We start from the raw sequence: 18,633 nt of genomic DNA on the forward strand, positions 1-18,633 counted from the left end.
ATACATCAATTTTCAACAGATTGTGAAGAATATCACTGCATATAATGTCTAATCTTGGCATAGTTTCTCCGTTTGTTTGGCTTAGGAGCCTGATAATTGAAGCTGGACCTGACAATAACTTCTTTATTTATCATTAGACCACCATTTTACAACAAAAAAATGAGTGTTGTTTTATAGGCAAGCACATACCGATATGATATGATAGGCAAGCCTATGAACAGCGCTCTTTGAGTGCTGTTTTTAAGAGCGTAAAACTATATATAATATTGGAGGCTTTTACTGTCATGTCAGCGCAATCCCCTAACACCCAATCTGTCAAAATCGTCACCGCAGACCCTAGCGCCATCGGGCTTTTCGGACTGGCTATTGTCACATTGGTTGCTTCTTCACAGAAGCTTGAACTTACAACAGGACTTAGCTACGTCATTCCTTGGGCTATCTTCCTGGGAGCATTCGCTCAACTATTTGCCGCAATTCAAGATGCTAAGCACAACAACACCTTTGGTATGACCGCTTTTGGCGCCTACGCTTTCTTTTGGTTCGGCATGGCTAGCAGCTGGCTAATCAAGCTCGGCGTATTCGGCCCAACGCTTGCAGAGGCTGTAGATCCTAAGCAGCTCGGATTTGTATTTCTGGGTTACTTGATCTTCACGATCTTTATGACCATTGGCGCGGTTGAGGCTAATAGAGTTTTGCTTATCATTTTTGTATTGATAGATTTCCTCTTTCTTGGACTCACTTTTGATTCCTTCGGCATTGCTCCTGATTTCTTCCATAAGCTTGCTGCTTGTGCCGAACTTGGAATTGGTGTCGTGTCCTTATACGGATGTGGCGCTTCTGTGCTAAACGCTCATTTTGGACGCACTTTCTTACCGATCGGAGCTCCGCTAGGTATCTTCAAGAAATAGTAATTCACCTTTTTTGAACCCTAACTTTTGCAAGCCGAAAGGATGCCTGAGACCATGCATGTCCTATCCTCTTCTGAATTAGCCGTAACCGCTATATTTGCGCTTATTCTCGCAGTTATTGCCTATTTAATCATTCGGAATATCCCAAAGATGACTGGAGATATTGCGGCTTTTCGCAAAAGAACAATGGTCTGGACCCAGGTTTCGCTTGTACTAACGGTACTTCAGCTGAACTTCAAAGCAGGCGACTGGCGATTCTCTATCGTGCTTGGACTCATCGTATTATTTACCGGAAGCATTTGGCTTTCCGCCCGTTACCATGATATCCGCAGCACTCTAGATCCGGAAACTAAAGATTCTGAGGTACATTAGTAGAAGCTAAGGCAACAGAATAAAGGTGATGAAGCTCCCGTAAGGGGGCTTTTTTTGTGAATTCGGAAGGTCGCTTCGCATACTTCTCCCCACCATAACCATACTAATGACATTCCAAGCTATAACGCCTTCGGCGTCCTCTTAAGGACGGTAAGCGTCTATGCGAGAATTATAAGAAAATCGTATATCGTGAAACTTATACTTTCTTATAATTCAAAATAAGTAACGGGAGGACTATGCAGGTGAGTAAAAAAATCAATCTGCTGATGTTTAGCGGAGAATATGATAAAGCCATGGCGGGACTGATCCTAGCGAATGCCGCGCGAGATATTGATGTCGAGGTTACGATGTTTTTCTCTTTCTGGGGCCTGTTTCTGGTGCGTGATCCGGAAAAAATGACACTCGAGGATAAGAGTATTTATGAGAAGCTGATGGATGTTATTACGCCAAAGGGGCCTGGACAGCTACCTCTCTCCCATTTGAACTTCAGCGGGCTGGGCCGAATGATGTTAGAAGAAATGATGGAGGAGCAAGGCGCGCCGAAGCTGATTCATTTTCTGAAAGGGGCTCGTAAAAAAAACATTAAATTCTATGCCTGCAAGCTCTCCGTCGAGATCATGGGCTTTAAAACAGAGGAACTGCTGCCCGAGGTCGAGATTATCGATGCTGCGGCGTATTTAAAAGATGCACTAGAAAGCGACGTCCAATTATTTATTTAAATGATACCGCTAGGCTTTAACCCAATTCTCCAAGCAAGCATATACTGGTGCCATAGAAACTACTGGTACGCCGAAAACACACTATAACTTTAGAATAGACGGTGTACGGGCTGGAGGGAAATCCGTGCTAAACATCATCCACGACTCTTCTGCAGAGACGCCCGCTTCACTACAAAACCATTTCGAGACTTTTCGCGAGCACACCATTGGAATTCGGCATCAGATCACCACACCCTATGGTAGACAGCCACTGCTGTATGCCGATTGGACAGCAAGCGGACGTTTATATGAACCGATCGAACGGAAGCTGCAGGAAGACTTCGGTCCATATGTCAGCAATCCGCATACAGACTCCAACACTACCGGATTAACCATGACACTGGCTTATCATGAAGCACGACAAATCATCAAAAAGCATGTAAATGCCGGCCCTCAGGACGTCTTGCTCTTCTGCGGAAATGGAACAACGGGAGCTGTAAACAAGCTGCAGCGAATCATGGGCTTAAGGCTCCCTGAATGGCTTCAGGACTATGGTTCCCATTCGATGGAGGAGCGTCCTGTGATCTTCACCAGCCATATGGAGCATCATTCCAATATTCTTCCCTGGCAGGAGGGAGTTGGTGACGTTGTGACTGTTCCTCCCGGAGAGGACGGGAATGTAGATCTTCAGCAGCTTGAAGCGCAGTTAAAGTTATATCAGCATCGCCACTGGAAAATCGGTTCATTTACGGCTTGCTCCAATGTGACCGGAATTCAGACTCCCTACCAAAAGCTTGCCGCGATGATGCACCGTCACGGAGGCCTGTGTTTTGTAGATTTTGCCGCTAGTGCTCCCTATGAGCCTATCGATATGCATCCGGTCTCACCACTGGAGAAGCTGGATGCGATCTTTTTTTCTCCGCATAAATTTCTGGGTGGACCGGGCACGAACGGAGTTCTAATCTTTGATGAAGCACTAAGTAATGGGCGTATTCCTGACGAACCGGGTGGAGGTACAGTGGCTTGGGTCAATCCTTGGGGAGGACGCCGTTACACCAATGAAATTGAGATGCGGGAAGACGGGGGAACGCCGGGGTTTCTGCAAGCCTTTCGAACGGCATTATGTGTGAAACTGAAGGACCAAATGAATGGAAACGGTCATTATATGGCGATTAGAGAGCACGAGCTGTGCCAGCAATTAATGAACGGACTCCGCTGCATACCCGAGTGCTCTTTACTGGCTGGGCATCATACAGAACGCCATGGGATTGTCTCTTTTACACTACGTGATATCCATTATAACTTAGCAGTCCAACTACTGAATGATCGCTTCGGTATACAAGCCCGGGGTGGTTGCTCTTGTGCAGGTCCTTATGGGCATTACCTTCTTGAATTAGGGTGGGCGCAATCTGCTCAAATCGCTGAGGCAATTACCGTAGGAGACCAGTCGCTTAGACCGGGTTGGATCCGCATCTCTCTACACCCCATTATGACGAATCAGGAGGTAGAGAGAATTGTATCCGCTATACGAAATATCGTGATCCATATCCAGCAATGGAAGCAGGATTATCTTTATGATGCTTCAACGAACAGCTGGACTCATATCTACAATGAGGATCCCGCTGAAGCGAAGGTCAAAGCGCTTTTTTCGGTGTAGTTTCCAGCTTATTGCGCAGTATCCTTCACCATGTCCAGATCAGCAGCACTGGCGTTGGAAATAACCTGTTCTACATTCTTACAACCCGGAATTACACTGGTTACTGCGGGATGCTGAAGGCACCACGCCAAAGCCCACTGCGCCATATCGAGACCCGAAGGCACTTCGTTGGCAGCAATTTCAGCTACAGCCCGCAGCTGCTTTTGTCTTACATCCTCTTTATGGTTAGCACGCACATCACCCTGACTGAACACCGCATCCGGCTTGTACTTGCCGCTTAAATAACCACTCGCTAACGGAACACGCGCCAACACACCTAATTGATTCTCGATGCAGAGTGGAAGAATCTCTTCCTCCGGTTGACGATCCAGCCGATTATATACTACTTGTATGGCCTCTGCCTGCACATCCGCTGCCGCAGAGGTCTGATGTACACCCGAGCCCGATGCACTGATCGAGACACCAAGGTGACGGATTTTGCCTGCCTGCTTCTGTCTGTCGAGCATACTCCACAGCTTGTCATTATCGAATTGCTCATCGGTTCCGGAATGGAATTGATAGAGGTCGATATACTCGGTCTGGAGTGCACGCAGTGAATCATCCAGCTGCTTCAGCACATCCTCAGCACGCCATAGCTGTTCCCGCTGCAAATGACCCTGAAAATGATGCCCGAACTTCGTAGCCACAATCCAGTCCTCACGCTTCCGGCGAGCCAGATAGCCCCCGATGAACTTCTCAGACAAATGATCTCCATAACACTCTGCCGTATCAATCAGGTTAATGCCCAGTTCTCCAGCCTTATCCAGCATAGCGTCAACTTCCGCTTGAGTGAAATCCTTGCCCCATTCTCCACCGAACTGCCAAGTACCCAAGCCGATCACCGATACATTCATCCCTGTACTGCCAAGTTTACGATATTTCATCATCATTTCCTCCTTTGTTCTATCAAAATAATTCATTCACAGGACTAAGCGACCTTATTTCCATCTTGCACCGTTCTAGCGAATCGCGCCTCAATAGCTTTAACTCCCCATAACGACAGTCCAATAAACACTAAGACATAGATGATCTCCCATGGTTGGCGAATGAAGCGTTCCAAGTCATTGCCAATGTATGAAACCGCAAATACCATGATTGCTTTTCCCACAGTCAGTGCAAGGAGGTATGAGCGAAATCTCATCCCAGCAAGACCAGCAGCCATATTAATTACAACGAAGGGCCCTACCGGGAATATACTAAGCAGAAACACATAACTGAATCCGCTTTGCCGCACCCATGTCATACTTTTGGCTACCTTTGGCCGTTCTGCCCATTTTCGCAGATACCGATGCGAAGCTACTTTGCGAATAATCCAAAATGTTGTCACACAGCCCGCAACCAAGCCGAGCCAAGAATACAAAAAACCTAACCATAAACCATATACAGCCCCGTTTAATCCTACGATTGCAATAGTTGGTAGTGGTGGTATAAATGATTTCATAAACGTTAATGCGATGCCCGGAAAGGGCCCAAACGAACGATATTGTTCAAGCAGATGCCGCAGATTATCCTCTGTCAGCCAAGACATAATATCAAGATAGTACATAACCAGCTGATCTCCTCATCCGATTGGAATTCTTAACACCTGGTCTCAATTATACACGAAGTTTCGATCATTCCTACAGCCCTTCCAATATAAAGAAAACAAGCTAGAACTACATGAATGACAGCAAGCTAATCATCCGTTACCATAGATAGAAAATACATATGAGACAGGGGCGCATGGTTATGATTCTCCATTCAGAAGCCTTGGATCTACAACGCACCACTAAGCAGGATTTAGCGTTCGTTCTAGCCATTGAACAAAGTGAACTAAACCGCGTCTACATCGGTCAATGGAGTAAGGAGGAGCACACTACAGCTCTCCAAGATCCAGATATTCTACACCTTACAATTTGGGACAGCACAGGGAAAAGAGTCGGCTATATGATCGTAACAGGGCTTCAAGACACCCATCTTACCGTTTGCATTAAAAGAATAGTCATCCATTCCAAGGGGTTTGGGTATGGCAAGTTGTCACTTCGTCTCGTGACCGACTGGATCTTTCGCAGCACTGAAACGCATCGTCTATGGTTAGATGTTAGAGACCACAACACCAGGGCACGGCATGTCTATGAAAGCTGCGGCTTTACACTGGAAGGCACTCTACGTGATTGCATAAAAGTAGGTGAACGCTTTGAATCTCTGCATATCATGTCCATCTTACGGCATGAGTATATAGCGCGTACAGAGCGTGAGCAGAAGGATAAATAGATTAGGGAAACCCTCCCTAATTATTGGTCTTTTAAACGATAAAAATTGCACTTTGGGGAAAATCCCCCTAATTTTTAGCGATTTGGAACAAAATCGGCCTTATTTTAGTGATTTTTAGGGAGATTTTCCCTAAAACATCTAATTCGGGGCTGTAATCGGCTAATTTTGGGGAGAATTTCCCTAAAAAGTATATTACGCGCCGCGAAGCAGCTACGGACACATAAAAAGCCGAGCACCAAGCCTCCCGATCTAGAAGCTTACCACTCGGCTTTCAATTCATCCACCTCAAACCTCTCCACTGTAACAATTGGCCTGCTCACCAGCCGCCATCAAACCCGCAACCACAACGGTGGTCACATACTTACGGGCATCTGCCGTCAGCAACAATAGCTCTATCGAGCTCTTGGCCGGTTCCCCTCTAACAAACTTTATTCGAGCGCCGTCCAAGTCCTCTTGGATACTGGCAATTGTATATCCTTTAAAGAGCAGCCCGTCGATCTCTTGCTGTTCTTTGGCATATTCCGCATAGGCAGACATTAGACTACACCTCCGCTAATTTCCGCCTTAGACGGAAGAGCGGCCTCCGCTGCAAAACGCTTGCGTTTTAAATATTTTCCCGAACCGGCCTTGCCGACAAATTGCTTATCTCGAATTACAAACTCACCTCGACTGAGGACGGAAACAGGCTCTCCCTTTACATCAAACCCCTCAAACGCATTATAATCGACGTTCATATGATGCGTGTCCGCAGAAAGTATTCTTTCTACAGAAGGATCAAAGATGACTAAGTCAGCGTCGCTACCTACCGCTACTGTGCCTTTTTGCGGATACAATCCAAACAGCTTGGCACTGGAGGTCGAAATGATGTCTACGAATTTGTTCAACGAGATCCGGCCTTTCTGCACCCCTTCCGAATAGAGAATCGTAAACCGGTCCTCGATGGTCGGTCCACCGTTCGGGATTTTGGAGAAATCACCAAGTCCCAGATCCTTTTGTCCTTTGAAATCAAAGGAGCATTGATCCGAGCCAATCGTCTGCAAGCTGCCGCTCCACAGCGCATCCCATAGCACATCCTGATTCCACTGCTCACGCAGCGGCGGAGACCACACGTATTTAGCGCCTTCGAAATTAGGCTTTTCCAGCGCCGTCTGATCCAGCACTAAATACTGTGGACAAGTCTCGCCGTAGACACGCAGTCCCTTTTTACGCGCTTCAGCAATCTTCCAAGCGGCTTCCGCACAGGTCACATGTACAACATACAGCTGTGAATCCGTCAGTTCGGTTAAATAAGCCGCGCGTCCTGTGGCTTCACCTTCCAGCTCCGGCGGGCGGGTCAGCGCATGAAAGATCGGGTCGGTATTGCCAGCGGCTAAAGCCTGCTCCACCAGGTATTCAATGACATCCCCATTCTCCGCATGCACCATCACAAGCGCACCTTCTTTTTTCGCGGCTTGCAGCGTCTTAAAAAGTGTGCCGTCATCTGCCTGAAAAGTATTCTTATAAGCCATAAATACCTTGAGCGAGGTAATGCCTTCTTTCTCAATAATTTCAGGAAGCTCACCAAGCACCTTATCGTTTAATTCTGAAACCATAAGGTGGAAGCTATAATCAATAACCGCTTTATCCTGCGACTTATGATGCCATGTATCTACGGCTTGCTGTAGCGGTTGTCCTTTGGTCGTTAAGCAAAAATCAATAACTGTAGTCGTTCCGCCATATGCAGCCGCAATGGTTCCCGTCTCGAAATCATCCGCTGTAACTGTACCGCCAAAAGGCATATCCAAATGTGTATGCGGATCAATACCGCCAGGAAATACATAACACCCAGAGGCATCTATAATCTCCGCACCTGAAGACTCCAAATGGAGACCAATCGCTGTAATAACACCATTTTCAATAGCCACATCGCCTGTATAAGTATCCGCTGCGGTAACGATGATTCCATTCTTAATAATTTTCTTCATCCTTACACCACCTCCGCTTCCGAATAGGAGCCGTTCAAACTACTGATCACTTTCTGGCGTTGATTCCAGGTTAAAGGCGCAGCCCCAGTGTCCACTGGAACCATATCAATCGCCCCGTCTGCTGGACAGACAATAGAACAAAGATTACAGCCTACACAGTCTTCCTCGCGCACCTGTAGAATAGCTTTCCCATCTGCATTCGTTAACATATCAATACATTGATGTGAAGCATCCTCGCAGGCAATATGGCATTTATTACAGTTAATACAATTCTCTTCATTAATGCGTGCAACGACCTTATAATTGAGATCCAGATCTCCCCAGTTGGAGTATCTGGATACCGATTTTCCGATTAGCTCTGTTACGGAAGCCAACCCTTTGTCATCTAAATAGTTGTTCAGCCCATCGATCATTTCTTCCACAATCCGGAAGCCATGATGCATGACCGCTGTACACACTTGAATGCCCGTAGCGCCCATTAGCATAAATTCAACAACATCCTGCCAGGTTGAAATCCCCCCAATGCCTGAAATAGGAATACCTACCCCACGGTCACGAGCGCACTCAGCCACCATACTAAGCGCAATTGGCTTCACAGCCGGACCGCAATAGCCGCCATGCGCACCCTGGCCCCCAACGTTCGGAATCGTATTCCAGCTATGAATATCTACCCCTGCAAGACTGTTGATGGTGTTGATCATACTAATCGCATCCGCCCCACCCTTAACCGCATGACGGGCAACGACAGTGATATCCGTAATGTTGGGCGTCAGCTTCACAATCACCGGAGTGGTCGCCACCTCTTTTACCCAAGTGGTCTGCGCCTGCACCAGATCAGGCTGCTGCCCCGAAGCCGCGCCCATCCCACGCTCAGCCATCCCGTGTGGACAACCAAAGTTAAGCTCCAGACCGTCTACGCCGACATCTTCTACCCGCTTAACAATCTCATGCCACTTATGCTGCGAAGGTTCTACCATCAGGGAGGCAATAATAGCGTGATTCGGAAATCTCTTCTTCGTTTCATAAATCTCCTTCAGATTGACCTCAAGCGGACGGTCGGTGATCAATTCGATATTATTAAAGCCCGCAACACGTTGCCCGTTGAAATTCACTGCCGCAAAACGCGAAGAGGTATTAATAATCGGATCACCGAGCGTCTTCCACACTGCCCCGCCCCAACCTGCTTCGAAGGCCCTTTGCACTTGATAGCCTGTATTCGTAGGCGGCGCAGAGGCCAGCCAGAACGGATTGGGTGATTGGATTCCTGCGAGATTAATACTTAAATCTGCCATTGATGTTCCCTCCCTGTCTTGTAAAAATCCAATTTGATTTCTAAGCTCAACCCGCAGATCTAACGACAACCTCCTGCTGGTCTGAGAACTGTTTCACAATTGCATAGGCTGCGTCCTTCCCCTGCTGCGCAGCAGATACCACCATCGCCTCACCTTTACCTGAGCCAAATATGATATCACCAGCGGCATAAATTTGCGGATCGGAGGTTTGGCAAGTAGCCTCATCTACCCTCACAACGCCGCGGTCATGCACAAGGCCTAAGGAATCTATTAGATCCAGGCGACGCTTTTGACCAATAGCAATTACAACCGCATCTACAGGAATCAAGAATTCAGAACCCGCTATAGGGATAGGCACTGGACGTCCATCCTTGCCTAGCTCATCCGTCAGCTTCATCTGCACACATTCCAGTGCGGTTACATTCCCAAGCTCATCCCCCACGATACGTTTCGGTAAGGTGAGCCAGCTAAACTCTACACCTTCCTGCTTCGCAAATTCATATTCAAAGTCATAAGCCGTCATCTCTTCGCGAGTCCGGCGGTAGACCATTTTTACATTAGCGGCTCCAAGTCGTACTGAGCATGTAGCTGCATCAATAGCTGTATTGCCTGCACCAATGACAGCAACCCGCTGACCCATCAGCTCTAGCAGAGGGATGCCGGTCTTAGTCGATTCTACAAGTGCAATGGCATCATATACGCCAGCCAATTTTTCACCTTCAATCCCTATCGGAGGTACATAACCCATACCCGCTGCCAAAACGATGGCATCATAGTTCGACTTCAACTCTTCTACAGAGACATCTACTCCAACTTTTACACCTGTACGTATTTCCACACCCAGCTTCTCTACCTGCTCCACTTCCCAAAGCGATATAGCCTGCGGAAGCCGAAACGACACAATCCCATGCGTATCCAGTCCACCTGCCAGCTCTTTCGCCTCGTAAATCACTACAGCACAACCTTCACGAGCAAGCTCCCTAGCCGCTGACAATCCGGCAGGACCACCGCCGATTACAGCTACTTTTTTCCCATTAGGAATACCTGCTTTAAATAATTGAACTCCGCTATTCATCGCCCAATCTGTCGCATAACGCTGCAACAGTCCAATTTGGATCGGTGCCGAAGCATCATTTAACACACAAGCTCCTTCGCACAGTTCATCCGTAGGACAAACACGAGCACAGCTGGCACCCACAGGATTGGAATCCATAATCGTCTGTGCTGAGCCCTTCAAATTGTCAGTAGCGATCCGTTTAATAAAAGAGGGAATATTAATACTGGTCGGACAAGCTTTTATACAAGGGGCATCGTAGCAATATAGACAGCGATTGGCCTCATCCATGGCACCCTTATGGGTCAGAGGCGGCTCAGCCTCGGCGAAATTGCGCATGAACATATCAGGTGTAAATGCTGTTAACGGAGAAGAATGCTCCATCACTAGTCCCTCCTTATGGATATTTTTTCTTATTTGTGTTATATAATATAACATTAATTCAACTTTTGTCTGAATATTTTACTTACATCCTAGAATTAATGTAGTAATATAAGCATTAACAGAAAAAAAACCTTCACTTTCTCCCTGATCGAGTTATATATACTAACATCTGTTAATCAAACTATAGTCATTTCGAATTTTTGTTGCATTAGACACTTTGTCTAATTTCAAAACCGTATTTTTTACGTGTGAGAATAGGCTGAGAATAGCAAGACCTAAACAGAGGGTGGCGCACAGAACCGCGAGGGGGAATAACTATGGATTGGGAGCTTGTATTAACCATTCGTGACGCTTTAAAAAGACCACTATTCGGAGAAGCCGAAGTCATCGGCGGTAAGAGCGGCTTAAGCCGTGCGATTCGTTGGGTACATGTACTGGAAAGTGCCAATTTCGATACCCTGATTCATGGAGAAGAAATGATTTTGACTACGGGGATTGGTGCAAGTGTCGATCTGTCCTCCTCCTTGGAATTTATGCAGAATTTAATTGATAAGAATGCAGCTTGCCTATGTATTGAACTAGGCACTTACTTCAGCACCATCCCGCAAGAAATGATCGACTTAGCCAACACAAATGACTTCCCGCTGATCATTTTCACCCGAACGGTCCGCTTCGTAGATATCACTCTGGACCTCCACTCCATCATCATCAATCGGCATCACCGGATGCTGCAAGAACTCGAAAGCATCTCTCGTGAATTTCATCGTCTGACATTGACCTCACAAGGAACAGTGAAGGTGCTGCAATTATTATGTAAAAGCACCCGCACACAAATCGTCTATATGCAGCTGCAAGGCAAGCCCTTATTCTTCCCGGCGCTTTCTCCCGAAGAGCAAGCACCTCTGCTGGATTTCTTCACCGCCTTCAGTGACGAAATGGAAGGCATTCAACCAGACACCGCTCCTTACACCCGAGAATACGGGCAAAAGACGATCGCCGTTAAACCTGTGGGCGCGCTGGATCAGACCTGGGCTTACATCCTGATGGTATGCAATCACAAGCCACAGGAATTTGACTGCCTGCTGCTGGATTCCGCCTCTCTGTCCATCGCCCAGGAGCTGCTGCGTACTCGGTATATGGAGGAGCGTAAGCTTTTTTCAGAAAATCTATGGGTCGACGAGCTGATCAACGGACGTATAGAGGATGATAACCGCCTAAAGGGACTGATCGGAACGAGCTTCAACGTAGTCAATGAGCTCCCTTACCGCGTATGCCTTATCGAGATCAAGAACCCCAGAGACGTAAAATGGAACAGCTCAGAGAACGAATGGGAATCCATCACCTTCCACCTTTCGCTCATCCTGCGTTCCATTTTCGAAAAATATTCCCTACGTCCGCTGATCACACTCAAGAACAATCGCCTCACCGTCATCGCACTCGACATTCAATCGAAAATGCCTGGAAAAATGCGACTTCAACAAGCACTCGAATCCCTTCAACACATCCGCTCCGACGAGAAGCTAAAGGATTTACAGCTGGTCATCGGAGTCAGCAAATCGCATAAGCGCCTAAAACAAGCCTTTACCGGATATCAAGAAGCGCTGCAGGCTTTGTCGTTATACTCTTGTTACCAAAAGTCACTGCTCTTCTACGAAGAACTTGGCGTATTCCAGCTACTGCTTAGCCTAAATGACGGAAAGACATTACAAAATTTCATCCGCAGCTATCTGGGTCCGCTGATTGACCACGACCAAACTAAGGGCAGTGAACTACTCCTCACTCTGCGTGTCTATCTGGATCATGATGGTTCCAAACAGATTGCCGCGCGAAATTTATTTATCGTCAGGCAGTCACTGTATTATCGTCTCGACAAAATAACAGAGTTGTTAGGGGAGGACTTCATGCAGCCAGAGAACCGAATCTCCATTCAGGTCGCTCTACGCGCCTATCAATTCCTGTACCCGGACAAAATTACTTTGCCCAGCCCCCGTTCAGTACAGATTTAAACGTATCGATAATGAACGCTACATCTTCATCCGTCGAGGATAACGGAGGAGCGAAGGTAAGCACATTATTGAACCCGGCTACTGTATCGCCATTCTTACCGATAATAAGTCCCTTGGATTTGCATTCAGCAATGATGCCTTTAACGATATTCAGCTCAACCGGCTTCTTGCTAATTTTGTCTTCAACCAGTTCAATCCCTGTCACCAAACCAAAACTGCGGACATCACCCACAAGCTTGTGATCCAGCAAATCGCTGAATGCAGCGTTAAGTCTTTTGCCCAAAAGCTCTGCACGCTCCACCAGCATCTCCTGCTCAATAATCTCTAGATTACGAAGCGCCAGTGCACAAGAGGCAGGATTACCACCAAAGGTATTCACATGACGAAAATGACCGTAATCATCACTATTATCTTTGAACGCCTCGTAGATCTCTTTACGCACAGCAGTGGCAGATAAGGGAAGGTAAGCACTAGTCAGCCCCTTAGCCATCGTAACAATGTCCGGCTTCACGTTGTAATTGTGGTGTCCGAATTTCTGTCCGGAACGGCCAAATCCGCATATGACCTCATCGATAATGAGCAGCACTCCATGCTCACGACAAATTTCCTGCACTCGATCCAGATAGACCTGATGCGGCACAATTACACCGCCACCAGTAATCACTGGCTCCATGATTACCGCCGCTACTGTCTCCACACCTTCCCAAATAATCATGTCCTCAATGGACTGTGCACACTGGAGGTTAAATTCTTCTACAGACCTCCCTGCCGGGCGGCGGTAGCTGTCCGGGGGAGCTACATGTAAGAACCCACCCGTCAGCGGTTCATATTTATATTTGCGCTGCGCCTGACCTGTTGCGGACAACGCGCCAAGCGAACTGCCATGATATCCACGATAACGCGCAATGAATTTATGGCGATAATGCTGGCCGATTTGCTGCTGATATTGGCGGGCCATTTTGAAAGCAGCCTCGTTGGCCTCTGACCCACTATTGGAAAAGAAGATCACGTACTCGTCTCCAAGCCACTCATTTAGCTTCTCCGCCAGCGCAATCGCCGGGAGATGACTTTGTGTCAGAGGAAAATAGGGCAGGGTCAGCAATTGGTTGTATGCAGCTTCTGCCAATTCCTTGCGGCCATACCCAACATTTACGCACCACAGACCAGACATTCCATCCAAAAATCGATTGCCCTGAATATCCGTAATCCATGACCCACTCGCCGAAGCGGCTATCATAGGCGGGTTCTTCTCACTATAAGGTGTAATATTGTGCCACAAATATTTCTGATCCTTGTTCACCGCAAGCTCGCTATCATTCCCCAGACTCTGCATAACTCTTCTCCTCTCAACATTCCATTCTCATTAATAACGGGCAGTAATCATCTTTTTGCGCGTATAGAATTCCACCCCATCACGCCCATTGGCATGCAGGTCTCCATAGAACGATTTCTTATAACCCGAGAAGGGGAAAAAGGCCATCGGCGCAGGCACACCCAGATTGACGCCTAGCATCCCTGCATCAATTTCTTCCCGGAACTCGCGGATCGCTTTTGCACTATCTGTGTAAATACATGCCCCGTTCGCAAACGGAGATAGATTCGTTACTGAAATAGCCTCACTTAGACTCTTTACACGGATCACTGACAATACCGGCGCAAAAATTTCATCCTTCCAGATGGTCATTCCCGGCTGCACATGATCAAATATTGTGGGTCCGATAAAATAACCAGCATCGCCGGTCGCAGCATCTTTCCGCCCATCCCGCACAAGCTCAGCTTGTTCAGCCTCGCCAGTCTCAATATAATGTAGCGTTCGATCCTTATTGGATTGACGGATCACAGGACCTAGAAACACTCCAGCCTCGGCGCCATTGCCGATCTTTAATTCATCCGAAGCTGCCACTAGACGACTAACCAGTTCTTCAGCGATATCCTCATGAACTACCACAACCGAGCAAGCCATACACCGCTCACCTGCAGAACCAAAGGCTGCCGCGATAATATTCTTCACCGCATTATCCAGCTCCGCATCAGGTAGCACAATCGAATGATTCTTGGCTCCAGCCAGTGCCTGCACCCGCTTTCCCTGCGCCGTCCCAGTTTTGTACACATATTCCGCTACCGGCTGGGAACCCACGAACGAAATCCCCTTCACTTCTTCATGCGCCAGCAGCCCGTTCACAACCTCATGCGCCCCATGAACGACATTCAGCACGCCTGGCGGAAAGCCCGCTTCAGCAAACAGTTCAGCTAACCGATTAACCAGCAGCGGCGTACGCTCAGAAGGCTTCAACACAAAGGTATTGCCGCAAGCAATGGCGAGCGGAAACATCCAGCAAGGGACCATCATCGGAAAATTGAAAGGAGCAATCCCACCGATAACGCCTAGCGGATAGCGGTACATCCCGGATTCAATTCCCGTAGCGATATCCGGAAGCTGGCTGCCCATCATCAACGTGGGGATGCCTGCGGCAAATTCCACACATTCAATGCCGCGCTGCACCTCGCCTTGCGCCTCTTCCAGACTCTTGCCGTTCTCCAGCGTAATCAGCTCCGCCAGCTCATTCCAATGTTCTACCAATAGCTGTTGATATTGAAAAAAGTAACGTGCACGACGCGGCACAGCGACTCTTTTCCACGTTTGAAATGCCGTAGCCGCAGCCTCGACCGCCATACTAAGCTCTTCTTTGCTTGATATAGGCACATAGGCAATCACTTCACCAGTCGCGGGATTGTATACCTCTTCTTCCAGTCCGGATAAAGATTCTACCCAAGCTCCATTCACATAATTCTTAACTCTTTCAACCTGCGTTACTAGGAGAGACATAGCTCGCACCTCTTTCTCTGCTTCAGATGCACTGATGGACTGCTGATTACAATAGATGACCGCCAAATCAGGCGGTCATCTACTATAACACTTGAGCTCAACTGGTTATTTTGCTGCCATTTCTACGATTTCGTTCGTGTAAGCTTCATCCACTTTAGCAGGCTCTTTAATGACACCGAACTTCTGCGAAATATCAGCCGTTTGCTGGAATGCAACCGCATCGGTATACCCCATCTTGGAGCTATCGAAGCCCTCAGGGAGAATCAGTTTGGCAACCTCAGTCATCATCGTCAACTGATGCTCCTTCGTTGTACTGCCGTCTTCCGCTTGCTTCATTACACTGTCTACTGCCGCCGCAGGATCGGCAATGGCATCCTTCCAGCCTTTCAATGAGGCACGAACAAACTTCGCCGCAGTCTCTTTGTTCTCCGCAAGCCATTCTTTATTGGCGAACAAGTTATCCTCAAGCATCGCAACACCTTCCGTGTTCATATCGATGACATTCAGATCTTCCGCTTTTATGCCCGACTCCAGCACAACTTGATACTCGTTGTAAGTCATTGCCGAGGCTGCATCGATTTGGTCACCTAAGAACTGATCCATTGTGAACCCTTGCTTCGTAAAGCTTAGATCTTTGTTCGGATCAAACTTGTATTTATCAAATAGGGCCAATAATTCAAATTCGTTCCCCCCCATCCAGTTGCCGACCTTTTTACCCTTAAGATCAGCCGGGGAGTTGATGCCTGCAGATTTCTTGGAGACTAGGACAAGTCCACTCTTTTGGTAGATCTGGGCGATTTGCACGAGTGGCATCCCCTGTTCAAGACTCGGAAGCAAGCTGGCTACCCAGCCAACACCGATATCCGCAGAGCCGCCTGCCACTTGCTGCTCCGGAACAATATCCGGGCCACCAGGCATGATCTCTACATCCAGTCCTTCCTCCTTGTAATATCCTTTATCCTGCGCCACAAAATACCCTGCAAACTGTGCCTGCGGCACCCATTTCAACTGCAATTTCACTGTAACCGGATCAGCCGCCGGTTCGGTAGTTGCACTTGCCTCAGGAGCTGTTGAAGCCTCAGGTGCAGTAGTTGCCTCAGTGGCCGAATTATTATTGTTGCCCCCACACCCTGCCATTAAAGAAACTACCAACATCATCACTACCGCCAACAATCCACCACGAAATTTGCGTTTTTTCCCGTTCATCAATCGAACTCCCCCTACCGTAATTTTGTTTGTAACAAGCATAAACACCTTCGGCGTCCTTACAAGGACGATGAGCGTTTAAGCGAGAAATATAAGGAAGATGTATAGTGTGAAACTTATAGCTCCTTATATCTCAAGACGGCACAGTATGGACAATCATCGTGGTGCGTTTTATGCATACAGCCGTGGGCGGTTTCTCTTTTCCCTTCCCACTAGGACCGGATGTAATGATGTTATAGAGCTCATTTACGTTGCGAAGGATGCCACTTAATGAACACTTTCTCAAGCCGCTCAACCACTAAATAGAAAAGCACGCCGGCAATTGCGGCCAGAACGATACACGACCAGCCCAGCGGCATTTTGGCGACTTTAATGGAATTGGAGAGCAAATACCCAAGCCCTTTGGAGGAGAAAAAGAATTCTCCAACAATCGCCCCAATCATACTAGCCGTTGCGTTGATCTTCAGCGCCGTAAACACATAAGGTAGACTGTTCTGAATCCGCAGATAACGGAACACTGCAGGTTTACCAGCCGCATAGGAATGCATCAGATCCAGCGCCAGCGGATCAATCGCAGCCATGCCCTTATAGGCGTTAATTGCCATCGCAGCCATCGTCGTTGCCGTAACAATGGCAATTCTTGAACCAATCCCATCTCCGAACCAAAGATTCATAATGGGCGCGAGGGCGACGATAGGCACAGCGTTCAGTGCAGCAACTAGCGTTAAGCTTCCACTACCCCAACGCGGCCAAGCTGTAGCTGCTAAAGCAATCAAGAAACCGATAGCTGAACCAACCAACATTCCCAGCACCGCCTCAGCAAGGGTGTATCCGGTATAGGACAACAACAAGCTGAAATTATCCTTCATCGTCTCGGCAATTGCTGTGGGTAGCGGCAGCTGATATTTTTTCAAATCAAAGATCTTATGAAAAAATTCAAACTCCCATAGCCCAAGAAACAACACACCCGCCAATACAGGCAGTAACACCCCTGCACTAAACGCCTTCTTTAGCCCACGCGAGCCACCTTTATGTTTCGCAACCACCATAGGGTGCGAGCTTGTCGCAGCATTTTTCTGTGTAGCCGTTAATGCCGGTTGGGTTATCTCTGTACTAGTAGAGCCAATAAATGAAGCCTCCCGAACGGAGCCCGTTTCCATTAGCGGTCCCCCCCTTTCGGTCGAAATTCAGGTTGCCACGGCGCCACCAAACGCTCGATCAGATTGATCAACCAGTAGCTCACGATTCCAAGCAAGGCGCCTACAATCACCGTAGACCAGAACATGTAGGTATGAGAGCTTCCATAATAGAGATTACGTAGCATAATCACGCCAATGCCATGCTGAGCACCCATAAGCTCCACAAGAATCGCACCCGTAACAGCAAGTGGAGCAGCAATCTTGAGTCCTCCGAACAACCCAGGCAAAGCTGCCGGAAATTTTAGCTTCCAGTACACAGCCCAAGGCTTCGCAGCATAAGAATGCATTAATTCCAGCGCGGAAGGGTCTACACTTCGCAAGCCACGCAGCATATTGAGAGCCACCGGAAAGAATGTAATATAACCCGAGATAATAATCCGCGAAGTCTGCTCATCTCTCACAATCCCATAGATGATCGGTGCCAACCCCAGGATCGGAATCATCTGCGAGGCGATAGCGTAAGGAAATGTTAACTGCTCTATCGTCTTCGATAAGCTCATCAGAACTGCCAGCGAGGCACCAGCCACCGCACCTATCAGGAAGCCAACACCCGCATTTCCAAAGGTGGCAGCCCCCTCCTTCAGAAGTGTGCCACTATACTTCCACAGCGTGGACAGCACCTCATGAACGTAAGGCAACTTGGACTGAGCTAGCGGCGTCTCCACCACATGGAGCAACATCCATGAAGTTCCTTCCCAGACCAGCAGCAAACCAAATATCCAGACAAACAACGGCAGCAGGCGACCTCGTACAAAGATACTGCCCCCTTTCATC

General features: G+C 47.8%; 17 protein-coding genes. 6 read left to right on the forward strand and 11 right to left on the reverse strand.

Annotation, left to right across the window (positions count from 1 at the left end; all coding sequences use genetic code 11):
- Positions 1–284: 284 nt before the first annotated feature.
- The 4 genes from ACDZ28_RS06540 (at position 285) to ACDZ28_RS06555 (ending at position 3,635) form a co-directional block, all read left to right on the forward strand.
- The gene (locus ACDZ28_RS06540; RefSeq protein ID WP_375104260.1) at positions 285–908 is read left to right on the forward strand and encodes an acetate uptake transporter; all 624 of its coding nucleotides are present in this window, start codon (positions 285–287) and stop codon (positions 906–908) included.
- A gap of 54 nt (positions 909–962) precedes the next feature.
- A complete protein-coding gene (locus ACDZ28_RS06545) occupies positions 963–1,280 on the forward strand; it encodes a hypothetical protein (RefSeq protein ID WP_042131455.1) in 318 nt (105 codons plus the stop codon).
- A 242-nt stretch (positions 1,281–1,522) separates the two neighbouring features.
- Positions 1,523–1,999, forward strand: a complete 477-nt coding sequence (locus ACDZ28_RS06550; RefSeq protein WP_042131456.1) for a DsrE/DsrF/DrsH-like family protein — start codon at positions 1,523–1,525, stop codon at positions 1,997–1,999.
- A 124-nt stretch (positions 2,000–2,123) separates the two neighbouring features.
- On the forward strand, positions 2,124–3,635 hold the full coding sequence (locus ACDZ28_RS06555) for an aminotransferase class V-fold PLP-dependent enzyme (protein ID WP_375104261.1): 1,512 nt from the start codon (positions 2,124–2,126) through the stop codon (positions 3,633–3,635).
- An 8-nt stretch (positions 3,636–3,643) separates the two neighbouring features.
- On the opposite strand, the gene ACDZ28_RS06560 is transcribed toward ACDZ28_RS06555, so the two are convergent.
- Together ACDZ28_RS06560 and ACDZ28_RS06565 are read right to left on the reverse strand one after the other, a co-directional pair.
- Positions 3,644–4,558: an aldo/keto reductase gene (locus tag ACDZ28_RS06560; RefSeq protein ID WP_375104262.1), complete on the reverse strand. Its 915-nt coding sequence runs from the start codon at positions 4,556–4,558 to the stop codon at positions 3,644–3,646.
- A gap of 44 nt (positions 4,559–4,602) precedes the next feature.
- Complete coding sequence (locus ACDZ28_RS06565) at positions 4,603–5,220, reverse strand: TVP38/TMEM64 family protein (protein ID WP_042131461.1); 618 nt, start codon at positions 5,218–5,220, stop codon at positions 4,603–4,605.
- Between the two features lie 182 nt (positions 5,221–5,402).
- Between ACDZ28_RS06565 and ACDZ28_RS06570 the strand changes: the two genes are divergently transcribed.
- Positions 5,403–5,927, forward strand: coding sequence for a GNAT family N-acetyltransferase (locus tag ACDZ28_RS06570; protein WP_042131462.1), 525 nt, complete (start codon positions 5,403–5,405; stop codon positions 5,925–5,927).
- 285 nt (positions 5,928–6,212) lie between these two features.
- Here the strand turns inward: ACDZ28_RS06570 and ACDZ28_RS06575 are convergent, their stop codons facing one another.
- The 4 genes from ACDZ28_RS06575 to ACDZ28_RS06590 are packed head-to-tail and all read right to left on the reverse strand — an operon-like array spanning position 6,213 to position 10,621.
- A complete protein-coding gene (locus ACDZ28_RS06575) occupies positions 6,213–6,464 on the reverse strand; it encodes a hypothetical protein (protein ID WP_076120218.1) in 252 nt (83 codons plus the stop codon).
- On the reverse strand, positions 6,464–7,891 hold the full coding sequence (gene hydA, locus ACDZ28_RS06580) for a dihydropyrimidinase (protein WP_375104263.1): 1,428 nt from the start codon (positions 7,889–7,891) through the stop codon (positions 6,464–6,466). Before hydA ends, ACDZ28_RS06575 begins: the two co-directional genes overlap by 1 nt.
- Positions 7,892–7,893: 2 nt before the next feature.
- On the reverse strand, positions 7,894–9,183 hold the full coding sequence (gene preA / locus ACDZ28_RS06585) for an NAD-dependent dihydropyrimidine dehydrogenase subunit PreA (protein WP_375104264.1): 1,290 nt from the start codon (positions 9,181–9,183) through the stop codon (positions 7,894–7,896).
- A gap of 46 nt (positions 9,184–9,229) precedes the next feature.
- Entirely contained in the window at positions 9,230–10,621 is a 1,392-nt protein-coding gene (locus ACDZ28_RS06590) for an NAD(P)-dependent oxidoreductase (protein ID WP_375104265.1), read from the reverse strand.
- Between the two features lie 317 nt (positions 10,622–10,938).
- Between ACDZ28_RS06590 and ACDZ28_RS06595 the strand changes: the two genes are divergently transcribed.
- On the forward strand, positions 10,939–12,627 hold the full coding sequence (locus ACDZ28_RS06595; RefSeq protein ID WP_375104266.1) for a PucR family transcriptional regulator: 1,689 nt from the start codon (positions 10,939–10,941) through the stop codon (positions 12,625–12,627).
- Here the strand turns inward: ACDZ28_RS06595 and ACDZ28_RS06600 are convergent.
- The 5 genes from ACDZ28_RS06600 to ACDZ28_RS06620 all read right to left on the reverse strand — a co-directional run bounded on the left by ACDZ28_RS06600 (position 12,593) and on the right by ACDZ28_RS06620 (position 18,632).
- Complete coding sequence (locus ACDZ28_RS06600; RefSeq protein ID WP_375104267.1) at positions 12,593–13,960, reverse strand: aspartate aminotransferase family protein; 1,368 nt, start codon at positions 13,958–13,960, stop codon at positions 12,593–12,595. The two genes, ACDZ28_RS06595 and ACDZ28_RS06600, sit on opposite strands and share 35 nt — an antisense overlap.
- A 30-nt stretch (positions 13,961–13,990) precedes the next feature.
- Entirely contained in the window at positions 13,991–15,454 is a 1,464-nt protein-coding gene (locus ACDZ28_RS06605; protein WP_375104268.1) for a CoA-acylating methylmalonate-semialdehyde dehydrogenase, read from the reverse strand.
- 105 nt (positions 15,455–15,559) lie between these two features.
- Complete coding sequence (locus ACDZ28_RS06610) at positions 15,560–16,660, reverse strand: ABC transporter substrate-binding protein (protein ID WP_375104269.1); 1,101 nt, start codon at positions 16,658–16,660, stop codon at positions 15,560–15,562.
- Positions 16,661–16,902: 242 nt separating this feature from the next.
- On the reverse strand, positions 16,903–17,820 hold the full coding sequence (locus ACDZ28_RS06615; protein WP_339288471.1) for an ABC transporter permease: 918 nt from the start codon (positions 17,818–17,820) through the stop codon (positions 16,903–16,905).
- Positions 17,820–18,632: an ABC transporter permease gene (locus tag ACDZ28_RS06620; protein ID WP_375104270.1), complete on the reverse strand. Its 813-nt coding sequence runs from the start codon at positions 18,630–18,632 to the stop codon at positions 17,820–17,822. Before ACDZ28_RS06620 ends, ACDZ28_RS06615 begins: the two co-directional genes overlap by 1 nt.
- Position 18,633: the final 1 nt, after the last annotated feature.

Source organism: Paenibacillus sp. RS8 (assembly GCF_041956825.1).
Taxonomy (GTDB): domain Bacteria; phylum Bacillota; class Bacilli; order Paenibacillales; family Paenibacillaceae; genus Paenibacillus_AQ.